Here is a 23,635-nt window from a genome sequence, read left to right as displayed (position 1 = left end):
AGGCCGTTCCGTCGTCGTTCCAAGACGATACGGAGCGGCCTCTTCGCCGCGCCGGGAAGATGGAAACCCAATTTCCTTGACCTGTCCCGCCTTAAGCGCAATAATGAGAACAGTGAATGCCGCTTGACAGAAGCGGTTTGGAGGTTAGGATTGCATGAAGGACAAAGCCGCCTTGCGGCGTGAAGATATCGAATTGCTGGCTCCGGCCGGCGACTGGGAGTGCATGAGAGCTGCGGTGGCCAATGGGGCCGACGCGGTGTTCTTCGGCGTGGAGAAGTTCAACGCCCGGGCTCGCGCCCACAACTTCCAGACGAACGAGCTGCCGGAAATTATGGCGTTCCTGCACAAGTACGGCGTGAAAGGTTTTCTTACCTTTAATATTCTCGTGTTCGAGGACGAGCTGCCGGAAGCGCGCAAGCTGATCGAAGCGTGCATCGACGCCGGGGTGGACGCGGTGATCGTTCAGGATTTGGGTCTGGTGAAAATGATACGCGAAATTTCTCCGGACTTCCCGATTCACGGTTCTACGCAGATGACGATTACTTCCCCGGAGGCCGTCGAATTTACGAAGCCGTTCGGGATGGAGCGGGTCGTGCTCGGACGGGAGAACAACCTGAAGCAGATTCGGAAGATCGGCGAGCAGGCGAAGCTGCCGATGGAAGTATTCGTGCACGGCGCCTTGTGCGTCTCCTACTCCGGACAATGCCTCACCTCCGAGGTATGGGGCGGCCGTTCCGCGAACCGGGGCGAATGCGCGCAAGCTTGCCGTCTGCCCTACGATCTGATGGTCGACGGCGTGCAGCAGCCGATGGGAGACATCGCGTATTTGCTGTCCCCCAAAGATTTGGCGGCGATCGACATCGTGCCAGAGCTGATCGAAGCGGGCGTCGAGTCGTTCAAGATCGAAGGACGCTTGAAGAGCCCCGAATACGTCGCGAACGTGGTCAGCAAGTACAATAAGGAAATCGACAAGTATTTCGAAGGGGACGAGACCGGACCTTCGAAGGAGGAAGTGCGGGAGCTGCAGCAGAGCTTCTCGCGCGGCTTCACGCACGGCTTCCTGGAAGGGACGAACAACAAACAGCTCGTGGAAGGAACGTTCCCGAAGAGCCGCGGCGTCTACTTGGGCAAGGTGGAGAAAATTTTGCGCGACGCGGTCGTCTGCAAGCTGGAAGCTCCGCTGAAGCGCGGCGACGGCATCGTCTTCGATGCGGGCGATCCGACGAAGAAGGAAGAGGGCGGACGCGTCTACGACGTGCGGGTGTCGGGAGCCAAGCTGGAGGGAGAAGCGGCCGAAGGGCTGCGGATCGAGATCGTGCCGGGCCGCAACGACATCGACTTGAACCGGGTGCACGAAGGCGACCGGATCTGGAAGACGAGCGACCCCGCGCTGGACAGGCGTCTTCGCGCCAGCTTCGAGACCGAGAAGCCGTATCGCACGTTCCCGCTCGCCGTATCCGTATTCGGCCAGGAAGGCGTGCCGCTGCGCACGATCTGGACCGACGTTCGCAAGGGAACGACGGTGGCCGTGGAGTCGGAGATGCCGCTGGAGCGCGCGGAGAAGCGCCCGCTCGGCCATGAGGTGTTGAGCGAGCAGCTCGGCCGTCTCGGCGGAACGCTGTACCGGCTCGATCAGCTCGAAGTCGGGCTGAAGGGCGACGTCATCGTGCCGAAGAGCGAGCTGAACCGGATGCGGCGCGAAGCGGTCGAGCAGTTGGAGGCGATGCGAGAGCTGCCGCCGAAGTACATCAAGCGGCAGATCGACGAGTTCGCCGACGCGTTCGATTCCGATGCGGCGGACGTAAGCGTTCAGCCGAGCGAAGTGAAGCTGACCGCGCTGTGCCGGACGCTGGAGCAGGTGAAGGCGGTCGTGAAGACGGAAGTCGAGTTCATCTATGCCGACTTCGAGTTCATCAAGCAGTTCCCGGACGCGATTCAAGTGTGCCGCGAAGCGGGCAAGCGGATCGCGCTCGCCACTCCGCGCATCCATATGCCGGGAGAGAACGGCTATCACCGCAATATTCTGAATCTGAAGCCGGATGCGGTGCTCGTTCGCAATACGGGAGCTTTGTACTACTATTTGAAAGAGCGGATGGAGAAGCCGAACGAGACTCATCCGCTGCTGATCGGGGACTTCTCGTTGAACGTGGCGAACCACAAGACGGTGAACCTTTTCCGCGAAGCGGGCCTCGATTGGGTGACGCCTTCCTACGACCTGAACATTCAGCAGATGGTCGACATGCTGCGCCGCGCGGACACGTCGCGTCTGGAGATGGTCATCCACCAGCACATGCCGATGTTCCATACCGAGCATTGCGTCTACTGCACGTTCATGAGCGAAGGCACGAACTACACGAACTGCGGTCGTCCTTGCGAGGAGAAGCGGGCGTCGCTGCAGGACCGGATCGGCATGTCCCACCCCGTCCGCGTCGACGAAGGCTGCCGCAACACGGTGTACAACGCGATCGAGCAGTCCGGCTCGGAATACTTGGACCTGTTCATGGAGCTCGGCGTACGCTCCTACCGCGTCGAGTTTCTCGAAGAGAGCGCCGACAAGGTGCACGAGGTGCTCACCCTCTACCGCGCCGCCATCGACGGCCGCATCTCCGGCTCCGAAGTGTGGCGCAAGCTCAAGGCGATCAACCAGCTCGGCGTCACTCGCGGCCAGTTGGTGAAGTAAAATGAGTGAAGCCCCGCTTTCCTACGCGATGTAGGAGCGGGGCTTTGCTTGGTCGATAGATTTCCTTGCTTAGTGGACGTCTTGGCGGAGGATCGTCTAACGTATGTCGATTTCCAAACCGATGCTTCTATCTTCGCCGTTTACCCTGAAAACAGCTAGGGCATGAAGTTTTTTCTGGGTACCTTGTAATTGTTCCGGCGGGTCGTACGAATAGGATTCGTCTTGAGTTAAAGTTTTGTTTATTTCGACAGCGCTAATAGCGAATTCCGGGTTGGTCTTATCTCCTTGCTGCAGAGAGACGAGAGGAATTCCGTGCGTGATTTGAACAGGTTCGTTGCCGGTATAGATGAGTTCTCGCAGGACCACAGTTTTGTTGTTGTCGTCGTTTTCCACTTTCACTCGAAGGATGAAATCACCTGCAGACGTTTCCTTGCTGACCGGAGTATGCGTTTTTTGATCACATCCCGTTCCCACTAGTAAACAGACTACGACGAAAAGGGCGAATCGTAATTTTCTCCGCATTGGAAGTCCCCCTCTTCCTCTTTCTTCTCTCACAAATCAATAAGAGACATGCTCAGTCAACACTTGTCCTTCCGGACCTAGAATGCTGAATACACCCTTGACATGAGAGTAATACATACCAACGGTCGTATAATTGGCATTAATATCTCCAGTATACAATATGCCTGATAAAACGCCATGAACCATTCTCTTTTCAGGAGGGTCGCTTGCTCTTCTTTCAAATACGGTGGCTCCGCTGTCACCCAATTTCGCTTGGGAATGATTCGTTTTTCTCATATTAAATAATGATCCCGGAGCATAGGTGAGACTATCCAAGGTTCCGCATGTGGAACTGGTGAAATTTTTGCCTGACTGGCAAACATATGTGCCGATAATATCCGTAGAATTAATGGCCGTTATATTGACTGTTGCTAACGGTGCCGTATTGGAATTGTATATTTGATGGCCGACGTTGGCTCGGGCAGTCTCGATGGCGAGCATATCGACGCTTCCGCTGTTTTGCTTTACGAATACGGTCCCAATGCTTGAGCCTCCTTGAGAAGCATTGTCGTCCCAAGTTCCGCAATGACCTGCCGTAATATAGTAATACTTATAAGTATTGTCGGGCAAAAGTCTTCTTGCTGAGAATGCACCCGTACATCCCGATGTACCGACGGTAATGGCAAGGCCTCCTTTAAGAGGTCGCGTGTAAGCGGTTTTGCTTAAAGATTGGGTCTTAATCGAATCAAATCGGATTTCAATATTTTGGGGATCCAGACGGGTGATAAGTTCGCTATCGAATATCTCTTTATATTCTTCTGGCAGCCCGACAATGACCTTGTTCTCTTGGATGCTGCCGTCCGTATATTTGATAGGGTATATCGTTTTCAATTCGTTGACTTTACTTTGTAAGCTAAGAAGGTCTGTCTCGCTGATATCCGTATCATAAAATAAAACTCTGGACGGGTATGAAAAACTTTCCTTTAATTTTTCTGCAACGTTTCTGTTCTTCTCTAAGTTTACTACCCCGATTTTAATAGCACCGTTTTCATGGTGATCAAGATAAACACCTGCAAAGATTGGCCTCCAATGATTATTGGTTGCAATATTATCTTGCTTTTCTTTTAACTCGGGATATATGGATTCCTTGAGAAGCGCGGCTTCCTTGATTAGCGTATCGCGTACGATCAGTTCTTTTAACTCGTCATCAGTTAGAACTATCCCAATTTTGTCGGCAGTCGATTGAAGTTCCGGCGATGAGTTGATTTTCCTTACATAATCTTTATCTGCGTTTAATCCGAGCAATGCCCTTACTCTTAAGCTTTCCGCTAGTGCTTCATTACTGTCATTTTCTGATGCTCCCGCTGCAAAAGGTAAGCTACTAAACATAAACACAATAATTACGATTAGAAAAAATGCCTTCTTCATCATAAAACCTCCAATTTATATATTTCAATAACTTAAACATCCTTATTTTACAATTAAATACATTCGTATAAAATGAGTGAAAAGGCATATATTTATGTTGGGTTTTGGCGAATGATGAAGATTTTTAGAATTAAAGGGATATTTTCATGTGATTAATCTCGATCCTCATCTCACACAATTTACACTCCCCTAACACAACTCTAACTGTTCGTTTTCACTTCGATGATACAATCGGTTTCAAGAACATAGCTGCGCTTGGGCGCGATTGATATAGAGGAGGCTCGAAGCATGAAAATAGCGGTTGTGGGAGCGGGAGTGGCCGGATTGACGATAAGCGCGGGGTTCGCGGAGCTCGGGCATACGGTGCGCTGTGTGGACGGCGATTCGGGTAAAATAGCGCAGCTGTCTCAGGGGATCGTCCCTTATCGCGAGCCGGGCTTGGAATCGCTCGTGCTGAGGAACGTCGCCGCGGGGCGTCTCGGGTTCGGGAACGAGCCGTCGGGATTGCTGAACGAGGCGGAGCTGCTGTTCATCGCGGTCGGAACGCCTGCGGACGAGCGGGGGGATATGTCGCTGGCCGCGCTGTGGAAAGTGATCGATCGTATCGAAGCCTGGCCGGGGGACGGCCGGAAGAGGCTGATCGCAATTTCGAGCACCGTGCCGGTCGGCACGGCGGAGCGGGCGGAATCCCGGCTGCGCGGCCGGCTGACGGGACGCTGCGAGGCGGAGGTCGTGTCCATCCCGGAGTTCATGCGGGAAGGAAGAGCGGTTCGCGACTTCTTCGAGCCGACGCGGATCGTGATCGGAGCAGTCAGCGCCGAAGCCGCGGATCGGCTGACGCAGCTGCACCGCAGGCTTCCCGGACCGATCGTGACGACCGATCGCCGAAGCGCCGAGCTCGCCAAGCTCGCGGCGAACGCTTGCCTCGCCGTCAAAATTTCGTTCGCCAACGAGATGGCCGCTTTCGCGGAGCAGGTCGGGGCGGACTATCCTTCGGTGGCACAGTCGCTTGGTCTCGATCCACGGATCGGACCGTATTTTCTCGAAGCGGGTCTGGGCTTCGGCGGTTCCAGCATGCCGAGGGACACGCACGCGCTCGTCCGCATGGCCGACGATGCGGGCGCTCCGCAGACGCTCGTGGAAGCCGCCGTCCGCGCGAACGCGATGCTGCCGCTGCGGATGGTGCGCAAGCTGGAGGCCGCACTGTCCGATCCGGGCCGCCGCAAGGTGGCGCTGCTCGGCCTGGCCTGCAAGCCGGGGACGGACGATATGCGCGACGCGCCGTCTCTGCGCCTGGTCGCGGAGCTGAGCCGCCGTCATCCCGGCATCGGGCTGACCGCCTACGATCCGGAAGCGGGAGCCGCCGCCCGCAAAATACTGCCTGCTTCGGTCGCGATCTGCGAATCGGCCGAGGACGCTCTGCGCGGCGCCGACGCCGCGATCGTGGTTACGGGTTGGAGCGAATTCAGGCAGATTCAGGCGGAAGACTTTAAAAATTGGATGAGCCGCCCTATAATTATGGATGGAAGAAACGTGCTGGACGCCGCGGGCCTGAATGCGCAGGGAGTTGTCTGCATCGGGGTCGGGCGGCTGCCGTCCATTCCCGGGCCGTCCTCTCGCAGGGCGGGCGAGCTCGCATTGTGATCGTAGAGAGGGTGCCTGTAAGATGAAAATTCGCAAGGCGATTATTCCGGCAGCGGGGCTAGGGACGCGTTTCCTTCCGGCGACGAAGGCGATGCCGAAGGAAATGCTGCCCATCATCGACAAGCCCGGAATCCAGTATATCGTGGAAGAAGCGGTCGCAGCCGGCATCGAAGACATCCTGATCGTGACGGGCAAAGGCAAGCGCGCCATCGAGGACCATTTCGACAGCTCCTACGAGCTGGAGCAGAATTTGCTGAGCAAGGGCAAGCTGGACTTGCTGTCGGAGGTTCAGAAGCCGTCCGAATTAATCGACATTCATTATATCCGCCAGAAGGAGCCGAGGGGACTCGGCCACGCGATCTGGTGCGCGCGCAAGTTTATCGGAGACGAGCCGTTCGCTGTATTACTCGGGGACGACATCGTCCAATCGGAAGTGCCGTGCCTGAAGCAGATGATGGACGTGTACGATCGGGTGCAGGGGTCGGTGCTCGCCGTGAAGAAGGTGCCGGATGAAGAAGTATCCCGGTACGGCATCGTCGATCCGGATCCGTCGGGAGGCGACGGAGATCGGATTCTGAAAGTTCGCGGCGTCGTGGAGAAGCCTGCTCCCGAACGCGCCCCTTCGAATGTGGCCATTATTGGACGTTATATTTTGACGCCCGCGATTTTCGATATTTTGGAGACGCAAGACGTCGGAGCGGGGGGAGAAATCCAACTGACCGACGCGATCTACCGCCTCATGCGCGACGAATCCGTCTATGCGTACAAGTTCCAGGGAACGAGATACGACACGGGGGAGAAGCTCGGCTACTTGAAGACGATTATCGACTTCGCGCTCGAACGCCCGGATCTGAAGGACGAGATCCGCGCTTATCTCGACGAGAAGCTGGGGCGTTGATCTTGGCCACGCAGTGCTAATATGCGCTTATCAGCAACAAGCCGGCGGACGAGAACCGCCGGCTTGTTCGCTGTGCGCATTCATGAACGGTTCGCCGACCGGGTGCGGATTTGCGAAGGGGTCGCGTTGCGGATTTTTTTGAACACGCGGCCGAAATAGGTGATGTTGGAAAAGCCGACCTGCAAGGCGATTTCCGCGACCGGACTGGCAGATTCGAGCAGCAGCCGTTCGGCCTCCCGGACGCGCAGCAGGTGCACGTACTCGATCAACGTCTTGCCGGTTACCCGCTTGAACATGCGGCAGAAGTAGTTGGGGCTCAAGTTGACCATTCGCGCCGCCTGCTCCACCGTAATCGTCTCCCGGTAGCGGCTGCGCAATTCCTGGAGCAGTCCGGAGAAGTCGTAAGCTTGCGGCGGCGCGGAAGGACGTCCCAAGGAGGCAGACTGCTGGGCATAGCGGAAGTATTGGCCGAAGATGCGGAGAAGCTCGGCTTTGACGATGAGCTCGTAGCCGGGGCGCTTCTGTTCGAATTCAAGCACGAGCCGGGCGAAGGCCGCGCCGATCTCCTCCATCTCCGGCTCGTCCGCGCGAATAAAGCCGGGCCATTTCTGACGTTGGATCAAATAGGGTTGGAAGTAGTTGTTTTCCGTAATGTCGAGTCCGCTCCCGCGCACGAGCGCTTCGTTGAAGACGATGCAGACGAGCTTCGAGCCCGGCGCGATAACGGTTGCCGCATGCAGCTGCCTCGAATTGACGAAGGCGAGCTCCCCCTTTTCGAGAACCTGGCAATCGGCGTCGATCTGGATGCGGGCTTGTCCCTCCTTGACGAATATCCATTCGATATGATCATGCCAATGAAGCGGTATGTGATGGACAAAGAAAATATTGATCGGGAACGTGCGGTCGGGGAGCCAAGTGTTTTCTTTGCGGGGACTGACCGTCATTTTCCGAACCCCTCCTTCTTCCCGGGTCGCTGCGCAATTCATACGATTCTCTCGAAGCGGCGCAATAAGGAACGCCAAATCGGCGATACTTTCATTATAGAAGGCGTAAGATTGTGCGAATAGAGGTTAATTTCGTTTCTGGCGCTGCTTGCGGAACTGCGCTACGATAGGGGCAGCAGTCAAGGCTGGAATCACGGCGGCAGAGGCGGGAGATTTCCCTCCGAATCCGCTGCAGATTTGCCGGGATCATGAAAACGGGGGAGTGGCTGAACATGGCCAAACAGCACAAAATTATCGTAGCCGGCTGCGGCGGCATGTCGCAGGCGTGGATCGCGGATGCGGTCGCGCGGGAGAACGCCGAGATCGTGGCATTGGTGGATTTGTTCGAAAATACGGCCAAGGCCGCGGCCGAACGCCATCGCTTGGACGTGCCGATCTTCGCCGATTTGGGCGACGCGCTGGCGGCGACCGATGCGAATTTGGTGTTCGACGTGACGATTCCGGCCAGCCACAAGCAGATCGTGACGACTGCTTTGCGGGCAGGGGTCCACGTGCTGGGAGAGAAGCCGATGGCGGAATCGCTGGCGGACGCTGAAGAGATCGTGCGCGTTAGCAAGGAGACCGGCAGACGTTACGCGGTGATGCAGAATCGGCGATATATGAAAACGATACGGGCATATCGCGATCTGGTGCGATCCGGAAAGCTCGGAGACATCGGCTCGATTCACGCGAGCTTTTTCCTCGGGCCGCATTTCGGCGGTTTCCGGGACGCGATGGACAGTCCGCTGATCGTCGACATGGCGATCCATACGTTCGATCAGGCCCGGTTCATTACCGGAGCTGATCCGGTGTCCGTCTACTGCCACGAATACAATCCGCCGGGCTCGTGGTACAAGGGGAACGCTTCGGCCGTCTGCATTTTCGAGATGGATAACGGCATCGTGTTCAGCTACAACGGCTCGTGGTGCGCGGAAGGGCTGAACACCTCGTGGGAGGCCGATTGGCGGGTGACCGGCAGCAGGGGGAGCGCCGTCTGGGACGGAGTGAACCTGCCAGTCGCCGAGGCGATCGACGAAGCGGAATCGGGCGGCTTCATGAACGCGTTCAAGCGGCTGGACGTTCCGGCAAGCTACGAGGGCCGCAGCGGACATGAGGGCTGCCTGGACGAAATGTTCGCCAGCCTGGAGAAAGATCGTCCCGCGGAGACGGATTGCCGCGACAATATTAAGAGCATGAAGATGGTTTTCGGAGCGGTGGAGAGCGCGCGGACAGGCAAGAAAGTTTTGCTGTAAAACGATGTGTGAAAACGACATGCGGAACGACGAGAGAAACGGCGGTATCGGAGCGAAGCTCCGGCCGTCGTTTTTATTTTGCCGTCCGGTGCGGGCTTAAAAATTGACAATCCGATCTTAAGAATGTTGTCTGTCTGGCGCAAGCCGGGGAAGGTAAGATGGATAGCAGGAGGGAAACGAACATATGAATCGAATCTTAACGATAGGGATATGCGATCGGCTGAGCGGGCAGGATAATTAGTAGATTAGCGAAACGAGGTGCCATTATGGATGTGGCTATTACGATAAAGAACTTCAAGTCTTTATCCAATATTACATTGGAGCCTGGCAGGGTGAATGTATTTATCGGAGCCAACGGGACGGGGAAAAGCGCTTTGTTGGAAGCGATCGGCGTTCTTAGCGCGGCAATCTCGGATAAAGTCGACGATGCCGGGAGTATCATTCAGAGTCCTTGTTTGTCAATGAAACGAAAGTGTTCGGACGTTTAAGGAACTCGAGGTATAAATTAGAGAACTTTCCGGAGATAGAAATAGACGCTTACGGATCCGCTTCAACGGGAGCCCGTCGGACTGCTCGGAGGCAGGCTGCCGGAGGCGGTGGACGATCTGCTGGATACCGAAGAAGAAACCTTCGGATCGATGGATCTGTATGATTTGCTGGATTTGCTTGACTGGACGAAGGCAATCGGCGTCGGAAAGCCGTCGAAAGATACTGTATCCCCGAACATTCCGATGACGGCCAAAACGATACGATTTACGGATCGCTTCATGCGGGAGGGGAGAAGCGAACTGACGCCTTACGATGCAAGCGAAGGATCGCTGTACGTGCTTTTCTTGCTCGCGTTGGCGATGCATGCCAAGTCCCCCAACATGTTTTCCATAGATAATTTCGACCAAGCTTTGAACCCGCGCTTGGCGAGGAGCATTACGAAAGTGTTCTGCGATAGAATCATTGAGGCTAACAAAACCGCATTCATTACGACCCATAATCCTCTTGTGCTGGACGGGCTTAATCTGGGCGACGATAGAATCAGGCTGTTCACCGTAGATCGCAATTTGAACGGTCATACGCAAATTAATCGAGTCGTCGTGAACGAGAAGCTGCTTGAAACGGGCAACAGCCTATCCAAGCTATGGGTCATGGGAATGCTGGGCGGTGTTCCGAATTTATGAGGAATTATACGTTCGGAATCGTCTCCGAAGGACCGACCGATTTTCAAATGCTCACGAGCATCATCGCGAAGCTGGTGCCGGGAGAGCACAGGTTTAGACTGATTCAGCCGGATCTTTCGGAGACTCCGGGGCTGGGAGCGCCCCCTCGGGATTACGTCAGGAGTCGCTGCATGCAAGCAGAAAAGTTTCACAAGAGCATCTTGCAATTATTATAGCCGGTTTTAAGTAAGGCAAGTTCTCCAGGTCAGCCGCGCGGGCTGGCTTTTTCTATGAGAAGGAAAGGCGAACGTTTGTTTTCCTGTTTCCTCTTGGAAGTATGGTCAAATTCCTGTAGACTATTAACTAGCGGATCTGTCCGGCGCAAGCGCGGGGCTGTCCGACCACTGACATTAATCTGTAGATTACCGGAGGCAACATGCGCCCCTCATTTTATAGCGGTTGGAAACATGTGTTCAAGCTCGATCCCGACAGGGAGATCGGCGACGAAGCGCTGGAGGCGGTATGCGCCTCGGGCACGGACGCGATTCTCGTCGGCGGCTCGAGCGGGGTAACTTTCGACAATACGGTTGAACTGATGTCCCGCATACGCAGGTACGAGGTGCCGTGCGCGTTCGAGCTGTCCGATCCGGCGTGCGGTGTGCCGGGATTCGACGGCTATTTTATTCCGAGCGTACTTAACGCGAAGCGCGCCGAGTGGCTGATCGGCCATCACGCTGCGGCGATCAAGGATTACGGTCATCTGATGCCTTGGGAATCGATCGTCGGCGAAGCGTACCTAGTGCTCAACCCGGACTCGACCGTAGCCAGGCTGACGGAGGCGGACGCCCGCATCGGGCCCGACGAAGCCGTCGCCTACGCCCAGGTGGCGGACCGGTTATGGAACGTGCCGGTGCTGTACGTGGAGTACAGCGGAACGTTCGGAGATATGGAGCTGCTGGGCCGCATTCGCGCGGAGCTCAGGCAGGCCCACCTGTTCTACGGCGGGGGGATCGACGGTCCCGAGAAGGCGGCGCAAGCGGCGCTCCGGGCGGATACGGTCGTCGTCGGCAACGTCATTTACGATAACTTGGACGCTGCGTTGACGACGGTTCAGGCGGTTAACCAAGCGGCAAAGGAGCGGAATTATGTTTTTTGAGAGAGATAACGCGAACTCGATCGACATCGACGATTCGATCAATAGGCTGAATCCGAGTCAGAAGGAGGCGGCGGTCACGACCGACGGCCCGCTGCTCGTCATGGCGGGAGCGGGAAGCGGCAAGACGCGGGTGCTGACGCACCGCATCGCCTACATCATCTCCAAGCGTCTGGCGGCGCCGTGGAGCATTCTCGCCATCACGTTTACGAACAAGGCGGCGCGCGAGATGCAGGAGCGGGTATCCAAGCTTGTCGGCCCGTCCGGCCGGGACATCTGGGTCAGCACGTTCCACTCCATGTGCGTGCGCATTCTGCGCAGGGACATCGACAAGATCGGCTTCGGCTCCAACTTCAGCATTCTCGACTCCGGCGATCAGCTGTCGGTTATTCGCAATATCATGAAGGACAACAACCTCGACGTGAAGAGGTTCGAGCCGAAAGCCGTTCAAGCCGCCATCGGAGCGGCGAAGAACGAGCTGGTATCCCCGGAGCAGTACGATCAGCGGCAGGGGGACTACTTCGAGTCTATCGTCGCCAAGGTATACACGCAGTACCAGAAGCGGTTGAAAGCGAACAACTCGCTCGACTTCGACGATCTGCTGCTGCTGACGATCCAACTGTTCAAGGACGCTCCGGAAGTACTGGATTTTTACCAGAACAAATTCAAATACATTCACGTCGACGAATACCAGGATACGAACAAAGCGCAATATACCCTCTGTAAAATGATGGCCGACAAGCACCATAACATCTGCGTCGTCGGCGACAGCGATCAGTCGATCTATCGCTGGCGGGGCGCGGACATCACGAACATCCTCAACTTTGAGAAGGACTACCCCGAAGCGCGCAGCATTTTGCTGGAGCAGAACTACCGGTCGACCTCCAACATTTTGGACGCCGCCAACTCGGTCATCAAGAACAACATCGGCCGCAAAGCGAAAAATCTGTGGACGGACCAAGCCGGCGGGGAAAAAATTACGGTGTACCAGGGCGATTCGGAGCATGAGGAAGGGTACTTCGTCGCAGGCGAGATTCGCAAAAATCGTCAGAGCGGCCGGCGCTACGACGATCACGCCATTCTGTACCGGACCAACGCGATGTCGCGGGTTGTCGAGGAAATTCTGATCAAGTCGGAAATCCCGTACCAGATCGTGGGCGGCATCAAGTTCTATGATCGCAAAGAGATCAAGGATATTCTGTCCTACCTGCGTTTAATCTCTAATCCGGATGATGACAACAGCTTGCTGAGAATCGTCAACGAGCCCAAGCGGGGGCTTGGCGATACGACGATGGCGAAAGTGCAGGCGGAAGCGACTCGCAAAGGCATCTCGATTCTGCGGTTGCTGAACGAAGGGGACGGGTTGCTCGGCGACGGTCTGTATCACCTCGATATCCAGAATCGTGCTAAGGCGGCGCTCGGCAGCTTCCGCGATTTGATCCGTAACCTCAGCGCGATGACCGACTACTTATCGGTAACGGAGCTGACCGAGAAGCTGCTGGAAATGTCCGAGTACCGGCTGGAGCTGCAGCGCGAGAATACCCTTGAGTCCAAGGCCCGGCTGGAAAACATCGAAGAATTCCTGTCCGTTACCCAGGAGTTCGAGAAACGCAACGAAGACAAGTCGCTGCTCAGCTTCCTGACGGAGCTGGCGCTTGTCGCGGACATCGATTCGATGGACGACGACGGGGAAGACGGCGGCGACGCTGTCGTGCTCATGACGATGCACAGCGCCAAAGGGTTGGAATTTCCGGTCGTTTTCATCGTAGGCATGGAAGAGGGCGTCTTCCCGGGAAGCCGCTCCCTGATGGACAACGAGGAGATGGAAGAGGAGCGGAGGCTTGCCTACGTAGGCATTACGCGGGCGGAGAAGAAGCTGTACCTGACCTGCGCGCGGATGCGGCTGTTGTACGGGCGCACGAACTCGAACGCGCCTTCCCGATTCCTCGGAGAAATTCCGAACGAGCTGAAGGATGCGGTCGCTTCGGCGGGAGGCGGGCGTTCCGGCTCGTACGGAGGCTACGCCTCGCGAACAGGCGGCAGTTCGTCTTACGGGGGCTCCTCCTATGGGGGTTCGTCCTACGGCGGCGGCAGCTACGGCAATTCGCGCGGTTCCGGCTCGGCAACGGGAAGCGGAGGCGGCGGTTATCCGCCTTCCGGGTTCGGAGCGCGTCCGACCGTCTCTCCGATGAATGCCTCGGCAGGGGGCGCTTCGTCGGTCGTCCGACCGCAGACGACGCCGTCCGCGGCCAAGCCGGTCGGAGACGGCATGGCGATCGCCGCCGGCGACAAGGTGCAGCACGCCAAGTGGGGCGTCGGAACCGTCGTCTCGGTCAAAGGAACAGGCAACGACGCTGAGCTGCAGATTGCGTTCCCGGCGCCGGTGGGCGTCAAGCGATTGCTTGCGGCGTTTGCTCCAGTGACGAAGATCTAGGTTAGGATTATTCAATTAAAAAGCGAGGTTAACGTGCATGGCGCAAATGGATTCGCTGGAACGGATGCGGAAGCTCGTCGACGAGTTGAACGCGCATGGCCATCGTTACTACACGGAGGATAATCCGACCATCAGCGACAAGGAGTACGACGCCCTCTACGACGAGTTGACCGCTCTCGAGGCGGAGACCGGCACGGTGCTGCCGGATTCCCCGACGCGCAGAGTCGGCGGCAACATTCTGAAAGGCTTCGAGCCGCATCGCCATCTGTCCCGGCTGTGGAGCTTGGACAAGGCGCAGAACGTAGAGGATTTGATCGCGTGGGCGACGAGGGCGAACAAGCTGATCGCCGACTACAACGCCAAAAATCCGGAGCAGCCGCTGCCCGATCCCGAGTACGTCGTTGAGCTGAAGTTCGACGGGCTGTCCCTTAACCTGACCTATAGCGGAGGGGAACTGGCGCAAGCTGCTACCCGGGGGAATGGAGAAGTGGGCGAAGGCATTCTGGCTCAAGTTCGCACGATCCGCACCGTTCCGCTCACGATCGGATATGACGGCGGGACGATCGAGGTGCAGGGAGAAGGGTTCATGAGGCTGTCCGTGCTGGAGAAGTACAACGAGACGGCCGCCGAGCCGCTCAAGAACGCGCGCAACGGCGCAGCGGGGGCGCTGCGCAACCTCGACCCCAAGGTGACGGCTTCGCGCAAGCTGGACGCGTTCTTCTACAATGTCGGCTATTCGGACCGGCTCCCGTTCGCCAACCACCGCGAGATGATGGCGTTCTTAAGGGAGAACAAGTTTCCGGTGAACCCGTATATCGCTTATTTCTCGAACGTCGAGGATCTCGTCAAGGAGCTGGAAGGGATCGTCGCGCGCCGCGGCGAGCTCGACTACCTGATCGACGGAGCGGTCGTCAAGCTGACCGACATGAGGACGCGCGAGGCGCTTGGCTATACGGATAAATTCCCGAGATGGGCCGTCGCCTTCAAGTTCGAGGCGGAAGAAACAACGACCGTGCTCGAGTCCGTATCCTGGGAGCTGGGGAGGACGGGCAAGGTGACGCCGCTCGCACGTGTAGAGGCTGTCGAGCTGGCGGGCGTGACCGTTCAGAACTGCACGCTCAACAACATCGGCGACATCGAACGCAAAAATCTGCTGAACGCCCTCGGAACGCGAGTCTTCATTCGCCGCTCCAACGACGTCATCCCGGAAATTTTGGGCAAAGCGGACGACGAGGAGGGCGGACCGATCGTTGCGCCGACCGAATGTCCGGGGTGCGGATCTCCGCTGGAGATGCGCGGCGCCCACCTGTTCTGCAACAACCGGCTCGGCTGCAAGCCGCAGATCATCGGACGGATCACCCATTTCGCTTCGCGCGATTGCATGGACATCGAGACGTTCAGCGGCAAGACGGCAGAGCAGCTCTACGAGGAGCTCAGCGTTCGCGAGCCGGCGGATCTGTACGGCCTGACTCTGGAGCAACTCGTCGGATTGCAGCGGTTCGGGGAGAAGAAGGCGTCCAATCTGCTCGACGCGCTGGAGAAGTCCAAGTCGCGCGGACTCGCTTCTTTCTTGAACGCGCTCGGCATTCCGAATACGGGCAAGGCGACGACGAAAATGCTGGCGGACCATTTCGGGGATCTGGACCGTCTGATGGCGGCGGAAGTGGAGGAGTTGATCGGCTTGCCGGACGTCGGCGGCATCGTCGCCGAGAGCATCAACCAATACTTCCGCGATCCGCTTAACCAAGCGAGCATCGCCCGGATGCGCGAGCTCGGCGTGAAGCCGGAAGCTGCCGCTCCGGCAGCCGCAAGCGCGGATGCGAGCCATCCTCTGTTCGGCAAGACCGTCGTCCTGACCGGTACGCTCACGTTAATGACGCGGGACGAAGCCGCGAAGAAGCTGGAGGCGCTCGGCGCCAAGGTGTCCGGCAGCGTATCCAAGAAGACCGATCTCGTCATCGCGGGCGAGAGCGCCGGCAGCAAGCTGACCAAGGCTCGCGACCTCGGCGTTCCGGTGCTGGAAGACGAAGAGGAACTGGTTCGTCTTCTCGGCGGCGCAGACTAGACCCAAACGACAACAGCCTCTACGGCCACTTGGAACAGTGGAGTAGAGGCTGTTGCGTTAAGTATGCGGTTGGATATTCGCGAATAATTATATTCTGATAGGCGCAAAAGGCCATAAGGCACAAACATTTCGAGTTATCGATGGTCGTGCGGGGGTTGCGGAATCTGGATAAAGTTAGAAACTTTAGATGCCGCCAAGCGTCTAACTATTAAAGAATAGAAAAGGGGAGTTTTCCATGCTCGGTCGGTCGCTCGGATTCAAAGGCGCGGCAGCCGCGGCGATGCTGGCGGTATTCCTATGCTCTTGTTCGAATGACGGGGCGGAGGAGACAGCACTGCCGACGTCTTCTTCGCTTCCTTCTCCGGTTGCTTCTTCCGTATTCGTTCCCGAAGCGTCCGCACCGTCCGACCCCCGGTTTCAACCCGAGCTGGCCAGAAGCGGCTTAACGGCGAAGCTGACGCAGGACGAAGCGGCGGAGCTGCTGGGAACGGATTTCAATGCCGAAACCTCGTCGCTCTATTGGAATTCGGATTGGATACGGACTCGGGTATGGACGTACCAGAACGAAGCGTCGTCCTCCCGTTTGCTGCTTCATTGGTCGGAAGAAGGGCGGCTGCTGTATGCCGTTCTGTACGACCGGGACCCGGAGGGAAACGAGAGAAGCTATATTCCGACCATCGGCGCTCTGACAGCTTCCTCGTCCGACGATAACCAGCTTGCGGCGGAGAACGGCATACGCATCGGGCAGACGGTCGCGGTGAAGGCCGGCACCGCCGCATACGATATGATCAGCTCACGCGAGCCGCGAATCTCCTACTTCGCCTTGCCCGCAAGACCCGTGACCATTTTAAGCCTGACGGATACTTTCGCCGAAATCGACGATGACGGAGTCCGATCTTGGGTGCCGATCTGGTATTTGACGAACGAGTCCGAGGGCGCGGGGGACATCGCTCCTTCGAAGGTGAGCATAGCGCCTGGCAGTTCTCTGTACTGGTATCCGAATGCCGGCAAGGAGGCCGTGACCGTAATCGGAGCGGAGACGGCCTATGCGCTCCGCGTCTTGGGAGACTGGTACGGCGTGGCGTTGCCGGACTCCGCAAGCCGCCATGGATTCGGACTGCTCTGGGTGCATAAAGATCAGATAGACGACTTCCAAACGGAGTGGAAGCCGGTATTTGAAGATTCCGGCATCTCGCCGGAAGCGATCGCGGCCGTCGCGCGCTCCGCTCTCCGAGTCGGCAGCCTGTCCGTCACGGCCGCGGAGACCCTGTTCGGTCGCCCTCAATATCTCGAAGCGTCGGGCAACGTCGAGCCGCCTGGCAAGCTGAAGACGCTGCCGGTATGGAGGTACGAGAACGCCGACGCCCAATTGGTTCTGACATGGTCGGACGATGATCGGCTGCTCAATTATCGTTATCGCGACAGGAGCGGGAAGTACGACATCGGCAACGAGGGCCAGCATACGCTGGAACAGCCGGTCATCCTGAAGGCCGTCGAAGGCGCGCGATTCCCGTTCGCGAGATCCGAGGCTGTCGACTACGATTGGCGGATAGAGACGGAGCTGCCCTTCAACTACTTGGTCGGAGAAGCGGGACGCACCTTGCTGATCGCGGGCGAAGACGGCGGAATCAGCGGCTTTCACGAAGCCTCCCATCTGTACGGAGTGGATAAGGTCACCGGAAGAAAGCTGTGGAAATACGATTTCGGCTACGACATCCACTTGTTCGCCTTGTCCGAGGCTCGGCAGACGATTATCTTCTATCGGCCGCTCGAGCGGGGAGAGGGAACCTCGTCGTATCGATTGATCGCCATGAATACGAGAGACGGCAAGACGCGTTGGGAGCGGACGCTCGAAATCCAGGAGGACGTATGGGAGCTTAGCAGCGAAGCCTCGGGGGATGTAGCCGTTCTCGCGCTTGCGACGGGCGACGAGGAGCAACTCACGACCCGGCTGGAAGCGAGGGACGTTCGGACCGGTCAAGTCGTCTGGTCGGCAAGTCTGGAAGGGAGCGGGACGCTGCTGCCGAATCCGCAGCGGGCGCCGGTCGTGATCGTGCAGTCCGGAGGCCCTGCCCTTGCGGACAAGAAGCTGACGGCGTTCGATGCCCGAACCGGCAAGATGAGGTGGGAGCTGAAGGGAAGATCCGTCGATTTGACGAGTGGCGGTCTTCTTGCCGCGGAAGGCCGTCTAAGCAGTCGCGGACCGGCCGGCTTCTGGGCGAGAGACGAGGAGAAGCTGATTCTTGCCGATCCGACGACCGGAGCGGATAAGCTGTCCTTGCCGATCAGCTTCGAGTACGGCACGCATTACGAGGCGATCGACGAGCGGTATATGCTCAAGCAGCAATCCGAAGACGGCGAGAGGCTGTACGACAGCGCAGACGCGACAAGCTCGCTGATCGACTTGCAGACCGGAGAGACGCTCTGGACCGTGATCGGAAAAGCGGATAAGGGGATTATCATGGACGGGGTACTTTACTGCCGTCTGGACGGGAAGCCGAGGGCGGTCGATATCGCGGACGGAAGGACGATCTGGGAGGCGGAGTTCGAGGCGTGGGGAAGCTTGCATGCGTTCGGAAACCGTCTGCTCGTAGAAGGGATCCCCGACGTATACGCGCTGAACCCGATAAGCGGAAGAGCGGAAAGCCGTCTGCACGACGTGCGCATCGGCTACTACGAACTGATCGACGGCGATATGCTTGCCGTGAGAGATGGAAAGCTGTACGCAGGTTCCTCTAACGGTTACTTCGGAAGAGTATCCGTTAAATAGAGACTAAAAAGGGCGAAGCGATAAGCCGACGTAAGTTCATTACGTTCAGGAGCTTATTGCCTCGCCCTTCTTAAAACCTACGGTTGAGTCCTGCGGAACCGGCCCGCGCGAATCTGCTTGATCCAGAAGTAGACCGTGCAGCCGATGCAGAAGCCGATCAGTGCGGCTCCGGCCGCCAGCAGCAGCATCGCGGCGAAGGCGTATCCGACGATCTCCCAGCCGAGAGCGAAGGAGACGAGCGCCAGCGTCAGGAACAGTACGGCCAACGTATTATTGAAGCGTTGGAGCTCGACCGCCTGCGTCTCTTCTCCCTTATTTTTAATCACCCGCTTGGCAATTTGCACGAATACGTTCAACTTTCCCTCGGTAAGCAAGCCGCCCAATTGAATCGCCCACAGAGCCGCCAAAATCCAAAATTGATGAAACAGGAAAAACAAAATAACCGACAGCACGATTCCGGCCTGATTCGCCTTCACATAGCGCATGGGAACTTCGCGCACTCTAATCACCTCAATATCGATGAACTTACTTGTAATTAATCGTAATCGATTAAGGGCGCAATGGCAATAGGTCAGATCATTCGTTTTCGGGAACGATACGCGCTCGGAGACAGGCCGGACAGGCGTCGAAACCATTTGCAGAAATAATGAATGCTGCCGAACCGAAGCGCATCCGCAATCTCCGTCACCGTCAACTCCGTCGTTTCGAGATAGCGCTGCGCAGCCTGCAGTCTCATTCTCTGATGATCGGCATGGGGGGATCGCCCGACGATTCCTTTGTAGGTTTTCGATGCGTAATCGTGACTGTAGCCCGTCATTTCCTCCAGCCACTCCATGCGATAGTCTTCTTCCGATCGCGCTTCGAGCGCTGCGCGAATCCGTTCCACGATGGCGTTCTGCGGCATTGGAGCAACGGTTGTTCTTCGCAGGCGCACATAAAGCCGGATCATTGCAGCGCGGAGAGCGAGCGGCGCATACTCGTCCTGACGATTGAATTCCTTAACCAACTCTTCGAAAAAAGGAAGCGCCCACGACCCGATAAGCGAGCATGGAGGGATCAGGGCGTTCGGAACGTCGTCCGGTACGGAGAGGCTTTGGTGAGACTGCGGAGGAAGCTCGATATTGCGGACGGAGGGAGGATGCGGCCGGGCGGCGGATTCGGATGCATCGGGGGCGAAGTGCAGGCCGAAGAGGACGAACGGATCGTCGGCGTCGGCGGTAATCCGGTGCGGAACCTCGGGACCGTATCCGAACAGGCAGCCCGATTCCGCGGAATAGACCCGGCCGTTAATCATGATCTCTCCTTTTCCCGACTCTACGTACAGCCACTGATAATCGTCGATCACTCTTGGACCGAACGTCTCCCCCGGCCGGCAAGCGAGCCGGTTTGCGTAATGAACGGCGGGGTTGAATCTGAACTCGATATCGGACATGGCGCTTCCTCCCGGGTATAAGACGGTGAAACCGATAAATGACAAATACGACCCGGCTGCCGCTAAATCCTTCTATATGCTCTGCATGATAATATGGCTTCAAAATCGTTGTTCCGAGGAGAGATGAGCATATGAACGAATTACCGGTCAAGGACAATAACTCAAGTCCGATCTCTGGGGCATTTTCGGATTCTTCGCCGCTGCTCGGACTGCCGGAAGCGCTTCGGGAACGTGCCGAACAGGATGGCATGCTTTTCTTCAAAGGCCTTATTCCGCGGGAGACCGTGCTTGCGCTTCGCCAGGACGTCTTGAAGATTTTGGAGAGCCGGGGCTTGACCGATTCCCGATATGCGCCGATCGACGGCATGGCCGATGTGGAAGCGGTCAACCGGATTCCGGACGAAGAAATTCGCTGGAACGGCGTCGGAGTTACGCATGACATTTATCTCGCGATTCAGAGGCTGGAGAGTTTTCATGCGTTGGCCCATCAGGAGAAGCTGCTGTCCATGTACCGCGAGCTGTTCGGCTGCGAGGTCTTCCCTCACCCGAGGAACATCGCCCGGGTGATGCTGCCTCATCGCGATACCAAGGTTACGCCTTCTCACCAGGATTTTCTTCATATTCAAGGCGAGACCGAGACTTGGACGGCCTGGATTCCGCTTGGCGACGTTCCCCGGCGGTTGGGCGGCCTTGCCGTGCTGAAGGGGAGTCATAAAGCCGGATTGCTGGGCGTCACGGAGGCGCCGGGAGCGGGAGGGCTGGAATCGATCCTGTGCGGTCTCGACTACGAGTGGCAGACGATCGACTACGAGGCGGGAGACGTGCTTACCTTTAACAGTCTCACCGTTCACAAGTCGATGCCCAATCAGGTGCCGGGACAAATTCGGCTGTCGTGCGATTATCGCTACCAGGCGCTCAGACCTGGCGCGGTGATCGAGCCTCGTTCGCTGCTGCCGCACGGTCCCTTTGCATGGGAGGAGCTGTACGAAGGCTGGGAACGAAAGGAACTGCAGCGTTATTGGGAGAACGTCGGATTCAGCTACTCGGAATTCGACGAATCGATCCGTTGGCAGAAGGAGAAGATTTGTTAAAGGTTTATGCTGCGAATATAAGCGAAGAGGCTGCTCCGAGTCGATGTACGACTTTTTCGGAACAGCCTCTCTACTTATTCGTTTGGAAACGCGCTTACCGTTTCTCTATCAAGACGGGCGCCTTCCGGTATTTCGTTGCCTGTTCGTAGTCGAAGGCCATGCCCAGCAAGTCGGCTTCGCTCCACATCTTTCCGAAGAAAGCGAGAGAGAACGGCGAACCGCTCTTGTAATAGCCGGCAGGAACGGTCACGAGCGGAACGCCGGCCACGTTGATTTCAGAAACCGTCGTCGCGCCGATGTTGTCCTCGCTGGAAAGGAGCGGCGTTTCCTTGAACATTTGAGGGAAGACGAAGCCGTCCAGATCGTGTTTGTCCATAACATCGTTGACGATTTGGAGCAGCTTCGTCCTGACGGCGACGAAGTTCGAAAGGTCGGCGACGGAGGTCGGATCGGGCAGATCGTCGTTGTAACGGTTGAAAATGGACGGCTTCTCGCCCGTTTTTTCCAGCAACTCCGCTACCGAGGTGATCGCGGCGTTTTTGCCGAGCCGTTTCAAGTAGGCTTCCATGTCGTAGATGACGGATTCGATGCCGACGGAGCCCGAGGCTTTGAAGTACTCCGCGAATTCCGTTCCGGCAAAAGGATCCGGAATGACGACGGCTCCCTGTTCCTTCAATTCTTTGATCGCGCGATCGTACAGCGCCTGCGTTTCCTCTGTCAAATCCTGATCGCGCCAGCCCGGGCCGTACAGTCCAATTCGCTTGCCTTGCAAGGCATTCTTGCTGAGTTTGGAAGTATAGCCTTTACGCGGAATGTTACCGATTGAAGCGACCGTCTTCGGATCTTCGAAGCTGTAGCCGGCAATGACGTCCAGCATGACGGCCGCATCCCGAACCGTTCTGGCGTGCGGTCCGATGACATCCCGGGTGCTTCCGCCAAGGGGGACGACTCCATTAAATTACATTAATGTGACGAAGGTTGAGGCGGTGGGGATTTGTTGCTGGGTTGAATCCCGTATCAATGTGGTACATATAAGTTATCGAGCAATTCAAACGTGGAAAGCTGGGATGGGATGTCGTTTTTCGGAAGAATGTTAGCGAGCGTAGGTATCGGTTCGGTCAAAGTGGACACTGTGTTGGGGAGGGCGACCTACGCTCCGGAGGAAATCGTGCGGGGGGTTGTCCGGATTTAAGGAGGCACGGTCGATCAACAGTTGGACAGTATCTCTTTATCGGTGGTGGGGTGACTCCGCTTACGATCGCCCGCGCTTCGGTATGGATCAAGACAAAGGCGGACATTCAGGCGGCGCTGGATCCGTCGGACGAGGATCGCATTCAAGTTTTCCCGTCTGCTTCCCAACGCCTGGTTTTGGAAGCGATAGAAAGCCTGGGCTTCAGGATGAGGCAGACGGAAACCGTGTATTCGCCGAAATTGAAAGGTTCGCTGCCGTTCGTGCAGGAACTCGAGTTCGTGCCGATCGGAGGGCGGTATCGTGGTAGGTTGGAGGAATTAGAAATCGTGTTTTTAAACGCTTGTCCGGAAGAAATCGAACTGCTGCTGCAGATTGACCGCAAAGCGAGCGGGATCCTGGGCCGCTTCGCGGAATCTTCGGATATAGATGAAAGTTTCGTGCGAGTCACGCTGGGGGCGAACGACCTGAGTGATGACATTGCCTGCGTCGCCGAAACGTTGGACTCTATTCTTATTAAATACACATAACATTGGCGACTCCGAGGCCGCTTTGCGACGCTGGGGTTTAGCCAACGCTTATGGGAGGGGATTGGAATATTTTAACGGTTGCAACCGCATTGGAGGCTATGGTATATTCTAATTCCTGTCGCCGAAACGAAGCGAACTTGAGAGAGTCGCTGAGGTCGAACAAACTCGAAAATTATCGTAACTGGTAAAAATTGAGGGTTGCAACGCGGTGCGGGATGCGGTAAGATAAAGACCTTGCGCCGGAAACGGGGCAGGCGAGAAACACCGATTGTTCTTTGAAAACTGAACATTGAGCGTAAGAAACAACAAGCAATACCAGCAGTGAATGAGCTAATCAACTTTCATGGAGAGTTTGATCCTGGCTCAGGACGAACGCTGGCGGCGTGCCTAATACATGCAAGTCGAGCGGAGTTAGGAGGGAGCTTGCTCCCAA

Annotated in this window: 18 protein-coding genes, 1 rRNA gene and 1 pseudogene; 14 read left to right on the top strand and 6 right to left on the bottom strand. The window is 56.9% G+C overall.

Going from position 1 to position 23,635, the window contains the following annotated elements; genetic code table 11:
• Nucleotides 1-154: 154 nt before the first annotated feature.
• Nucleotides 155-2,680, top strand: coding sequence for a U32 family peptidase (locus B0G52_RS21615; protein ID WP_094047473.1), 2,526 nt, complete (start codon nucleotides 155-157; stop codon nucleotides 2,678-2,680).
• Between the two features lie 96 nt (nucleotides 2,681-2,776).
• On the opposite strand, the gene B0G52_RS21610 is transcribed toward B0G52_RS21615, so the two are convergent.
• Both B0G52_RS21610 and B0G52_RS21605 read right to left on the bottom strand, forming a co-directional pair.
• Complete coding sequence (locus B0G52_RS21610) at nucleotides 2,777-3,202, bottom strand: hypothetical protein (RefSeq protein ID WP_094047472.1); 426 nt, start codon at nucleotides 3,200-3,202, stop codon at nucleotides 2,777-2,779.
• 36 nt (nucleotides 3,203-3,238) lie between these two features.
• Nucleotides 3,239-4,609 carry a S1 family peptidase gene (locus B0G52_RS21605; RefSeq protein ID WP_094047471.1) on the bottom strand — a complete coding sequence of 457 codons (1,371 nt, stop codon included), beginning with the start codon at nucleotides 4,607-4,609 and terminating at the stop codon, nucleotides 3,239-3,241.
• Between the two features lie 288 nt (nucleotides 4,610-4,897).
• Between B0G52_RS21605 and B0G52_RS21600 the strand changes: the two genes are divergently transcribed.
• Both B0G52_RS21600 and galU read left to right on the top strand, forming a co-directional pair.
• Nucleotides 4,898-6,253 (top strand): UDP-glucose dehydrogenase family protein, encoded by a 1,356-nt coding sequence (locus B0G52_RS21600; RefSeq protein WP_094047470.1) that lies wholly within the window; start codon nucleotides 4,898-4,900, stop codon nucleotides 6,251-6,253.
• Nucleotides 6,254-6,275: 22 nt separating this feature from the next.
• Entirely contained in the window at nucleotides 6,276-7,151 is an 876-nt protein-coding gene (gene galU, locus B0G52_RS21595; RefSeq protein WP_094047469.1) for a UTP--glucose-1-phosphate uridylyltransferase GalU, read from the top strand.
• A gap of 80 nt (nucleotides 7,152-7,231) precedes the next feature.
• Here the strand turns inward: galU and B0G52_RS21590 are convergent, their stop codons facing one another.
• On the bottom strand, nucleotides 7,232-8,095 hold the full coding sequence (locus tag B0G52_RS21590) for a helix-turn-helix transcriptional regulator (protein WP_158223814.1): 864 nt from the start codon (nucleotides 8,093-8,095) through the stop codon (nucleotides 7,232-7,234).
• A 272-nt stretch (nucleotides 8,096-8,367) separates the two neighbouring features.
• Here B0G52_RS21590 and B0G52_RS21585 point away from each other — a divergent pair, with 272 nt between their 5' ends.
• From B0G52_RS21585 to B0G52_RS21550, 7 genes are all read left to right on the top strand, one after another.
• Nucleotides 8,368-9,387, top strand: coding sequence for a Gfo/Idh/MocA family protein (locus B0G52_RS21585; protein ID WP_094047467.1), 1,020 nt, complete (start codon nucleotides 8,368-8,370; stop codon nucleotides 9,385-9,387).
• 266 nt (nucleotides 9,388-9,653) lie between these two features.
• The gene (locus tag B0G52_RS36680) at nucleotides 9,654-9,875 is read left to right on the top strand and encodes an AAA family ATPase (RefSeq protein WP_106359408.1); all 222 of its coding nucleotides are present in this window, start codon (nucleotides 9,654-9,656) and stop codon (nucleotides 9,873-9,875) included.
• Between the two features lie 108 nt (nucleotides 9,876-9,983).
• The gene (locus B0G52_RS21575) at nucleotides 9,984-10,559 is read left to right on the top strand and encodes an AAA family ATPase (RefSeq protein ID WP_106359407.1); all 576 of its coding nucleotides are present in this window, start codon (nucleotides 9,984-9,986) and stop codon (nucleotides 10,557-10,559) included.
• A gap of 415 nt (nucleotides 10,560-10,974) precedes the next feature.
• On the top strand, nucleotides 10,975-11,694 hold the full coding sequence (gene pcrB, locus B0G52_RS21565) for a heptaprenylglyceryl phosphate synthase (RefSeq protein ID WP_094047465.1): 720 nt from the start codon (nucleotides 10,975-10,977) through the stop codon (nucleotides 11,692-11,694).
• Nucleotides 11,684-14,125, top strand: coding sequence for a DNA helicase PcrA (pcrA, locus tag B0G52_RS21560; protein ID WP_094047464.1), 2,442 nt, complete (start codon nucleotides 11,684-11,686; stop codon nucleotides 14,123-14,125). The genes pcrB and pcrA overlap by 11 nt, the downstream gene beginning before the upstream one ends.
• Before the next feature lie 46 nt (nucleotides 14,126-14,171).
• Nucleotides 14,172-16,190: an NAD-dependent DNA ligase LigA gene (gene ligA / locus B0G52_RS21555; RefSeq protein ID WP_094047634.1), complete on the top strand. Its 2,019-nt coding sequence runs from the start codon at nucleotides 14,172-14,174 to the stop codon at nucleotides 16,188-16,190.
• 235 nt (nucleotides 16,191-16,425) lie between these two features.
• Entirely contained in the window at nucleotides 16,426-18,960 is a 2,535-nt protein-coding gene (locus B0G52_RS21550; RefSeq protein WP_094047463.1) for an outer membrane protein assembly factor BamB family protein, read from the top strand.
• 77 nt (nucleotides 18,961-19,037) lie between these two features.
• Here the strand turns inward: B0G52_RS21550 and B0G52_RS21545 are convergent, their stop codons facing one another.
• Nucleotides 19,038-19,460, bottom strand: a complete 423-nt coding sequence (locus B0G52_RS21545) for a DUF4395 domain-containing protein (protein ID WP_094047462.1) — start codon at nucleotides 19,458-19,460, stop codon at nucleotides 19,038-19,040.
• 71 nt (nucleotides 19,461-19,531) lie between these two features.
• On the bottom strand, nucleotides 19,532-20,392 hold the full coding sequence (locus B0G52_RS21540; RefSeq protein WP_094047461.1) for an AraC family transcriptional regulator: 861 nt from the start codon (nucleotides 20,390-20,392) through the stop codon (nucleotides 19,532-19,534).
• Nucleotides 20,393-20,523: 131 nt separating this feature from the next.
• On the opposite strand from B0G52_RS21540, the gene B0G52_RS21535 reads away from it, so the two are divergent.
• The gene (locus B0G52_RS21535; RefSeq protein WP_094047460.1) at nucleotides 20,524-21,483 is read left to right on the top strand and encodes a phytanoyl-CoA dioxygenase family protein; all 960 of its coding nucleotides are present in this window, start codon (nucleotides 20,524-20,526) and stop codon (nucleotides 21,481-21,483) included.
• A 94-nt stretch (nucleotides 21,484-21,577) separates the two neighbouring features.
• Here the strand turns inward: B0G52_RS21535 and B0G52_RS21530 are convergent.
• Nucleotides 21,578-22,405 (bottom strand): annotated as a pseudogene (locus B0G52_RS21530) (amidase family protein); the annotation flags it as partial.
• A gap of 150 nt (nucleotides 22,406-22,555) precedes the next feature.
• On the opposite strand from B0G52_RS21530, the gene B0G52_RS36675 reads away from it, so the two are divergent.
• The 3 genes from B0G52_RS36675 to B0G52_RS21515 all read left to right on the top strand — a co-directional run.
• Complete coding sequence (locus tag B0G52_RS36675; protein WP_094047458.1) at nucleotides 22,556-22,675, top strand: sporulation protein; 120 nt, start codon at nucleotides 22,556-22,558, stop codon at nucleotides 22,673-22,675.
• 50 nt (nucleotides 22,676-22,725) lie between these two features.
• Nucleotides 22,726-23,202: a sporulation protein gene (locus tag B0G52_RS21520; protein WP_158223812.1), complete on the top strand. Its 477-nt coding sequence runs from the start codon at nucleotides 22,726-22,728 to the stop codon at nucleotides 23,200-23,202.
• 340 nt (nucleotides 23,203-23,542) lie between these two features.
• A 16S ribosomal RNA gene (locus B0G52_RS21515) occupies nucleotides 23,543-23,635 on the top strand; the annotation flags it as partial.

Origin of the sequence: Cohnella sp. SGD-V74 (genome assembly GCF_003001675.1) — a bacterium.
Classification (GTDB): Bacteria; Bacillota; Bacilli; order Paenibacillales; family Paenibacillaceae; genus Cohnella.
Note: the sequence above shows the minus strand (reverse complement) of the source record. Positions and strands in the feature narration are given on the sequence as shown.

What these genes read in the sequence shown, in the direction of transcription:
- galU (WP_094047469.1), top strand. Translation starts at nt 6,276, where the DNA reads ATGAAAATTCGCAAGGCGATTATTCCGGCAGCGGGGCTAGGGACGCGT.
- B0G52_RS36680 (WP_106359408.1), top strand. Translation starts at nt 9,654, where the DNA reads ATGGATGTGGCTATTACGATAAAGAACTTCAAGTCTTTATCCAATATT.
- B0G52_RS21610 (WP_094047472.1), bottom strand. Translation starts at nt 3,202, where the DNA reads ATGCGGAGAAAATTACGATTCGCCCTTTTCGTCGTAGTCTGTTTACTA.
- pcrA (WP_094047464.1), top strand. Translation starts at nt 11,684, where the DNA reads ATGTTTTTTGAGAGAGATAACGCGAACTCGATCGACATCGACGATTCG.
- ligA (WP_094047634.1), top strand. Translation starts at nt 14,172, where the DNA reads ATGGATTCGCTGGAACGGATGCGGAAGCTCGTCGACGAGTTGAACGCG.
- B0G52_RS21585 (WP_094047467.1), top strand. Translation starts at nt 8,368, where the DNA reads ATGGCCAAACAGCACAAAATTATCGTAGCCGGCTGCGGCGGCATGTCG.
- B0G52_RS21540 (WP_094047461.1), bottom strand. Translation starts at nt 20,392, where the DNA reads ATGTCCGATATCGAGTTCAGATTCAACCCCGCCGTTCATTACGCAAAC.
- B0G52_RS21590 (WP_158223814.1), bottom strand. Translation starts at nt 8,095, where the DNA reads ATGACGGTCAGTCCCCGCAAAGAAAACACTTGGCTCCCCGACCGCACG.
- B0G52_RS21605 (WP_094047471.1), bottom strand. Translation starts at nt 4,609, where the DNA reads ATGAAGAAGGCATTTTTTCTAATCGTAATTATTGTGTTTATGTTTAGT.
- B0G52_RS21615 (WP_094047473.1), top strand. Translation starts at nt 155, where the DNA reads ATGAAGGACAAAGCCGCCTTGCGGCGTGAAGATATCGAATTGCTGGCT.
- B0G52_RS36675 (WP_094047458.1), top strand. Translation starts at nt 22,556, where the DNA reads ATGTCGTTTTTCGGAAGAATGTTAGCGAGCGTAGGTATCGGTTCGGTC.
- B0G52_RS21535 (WP_094047460.1), top strand. Translation starts at nt 20,524, where the DNA reads ATGAACGAATTACCGGTCAAGGACAATAACTCAAGTCCGATCTCTGGG.
- B0G52_RS21550 (WP_094047463.1), top strand. Translation starts at nt 16,426, where the DNA reads ATGCTCGGTCGGTCGCTCGGATTCAAAGGCGCGGCAGCCGCGGCGATG.
- B0G52_RS21600 (WP_094047470.1), top strand. Translation starts at nt 4,898, where the DNA reads ATGAAAATAGCGGTTGTGGGAGCGGGAGTGGCCGGATTGACGATAAGC.
- pcrB (WP_094047465.1), top strand. Translation starts at nt 10,975, where the DNA reads ATGCGCCCCTCATTTTATAGCGGTTGGAAACATGTGTTCAAGCTCGAT.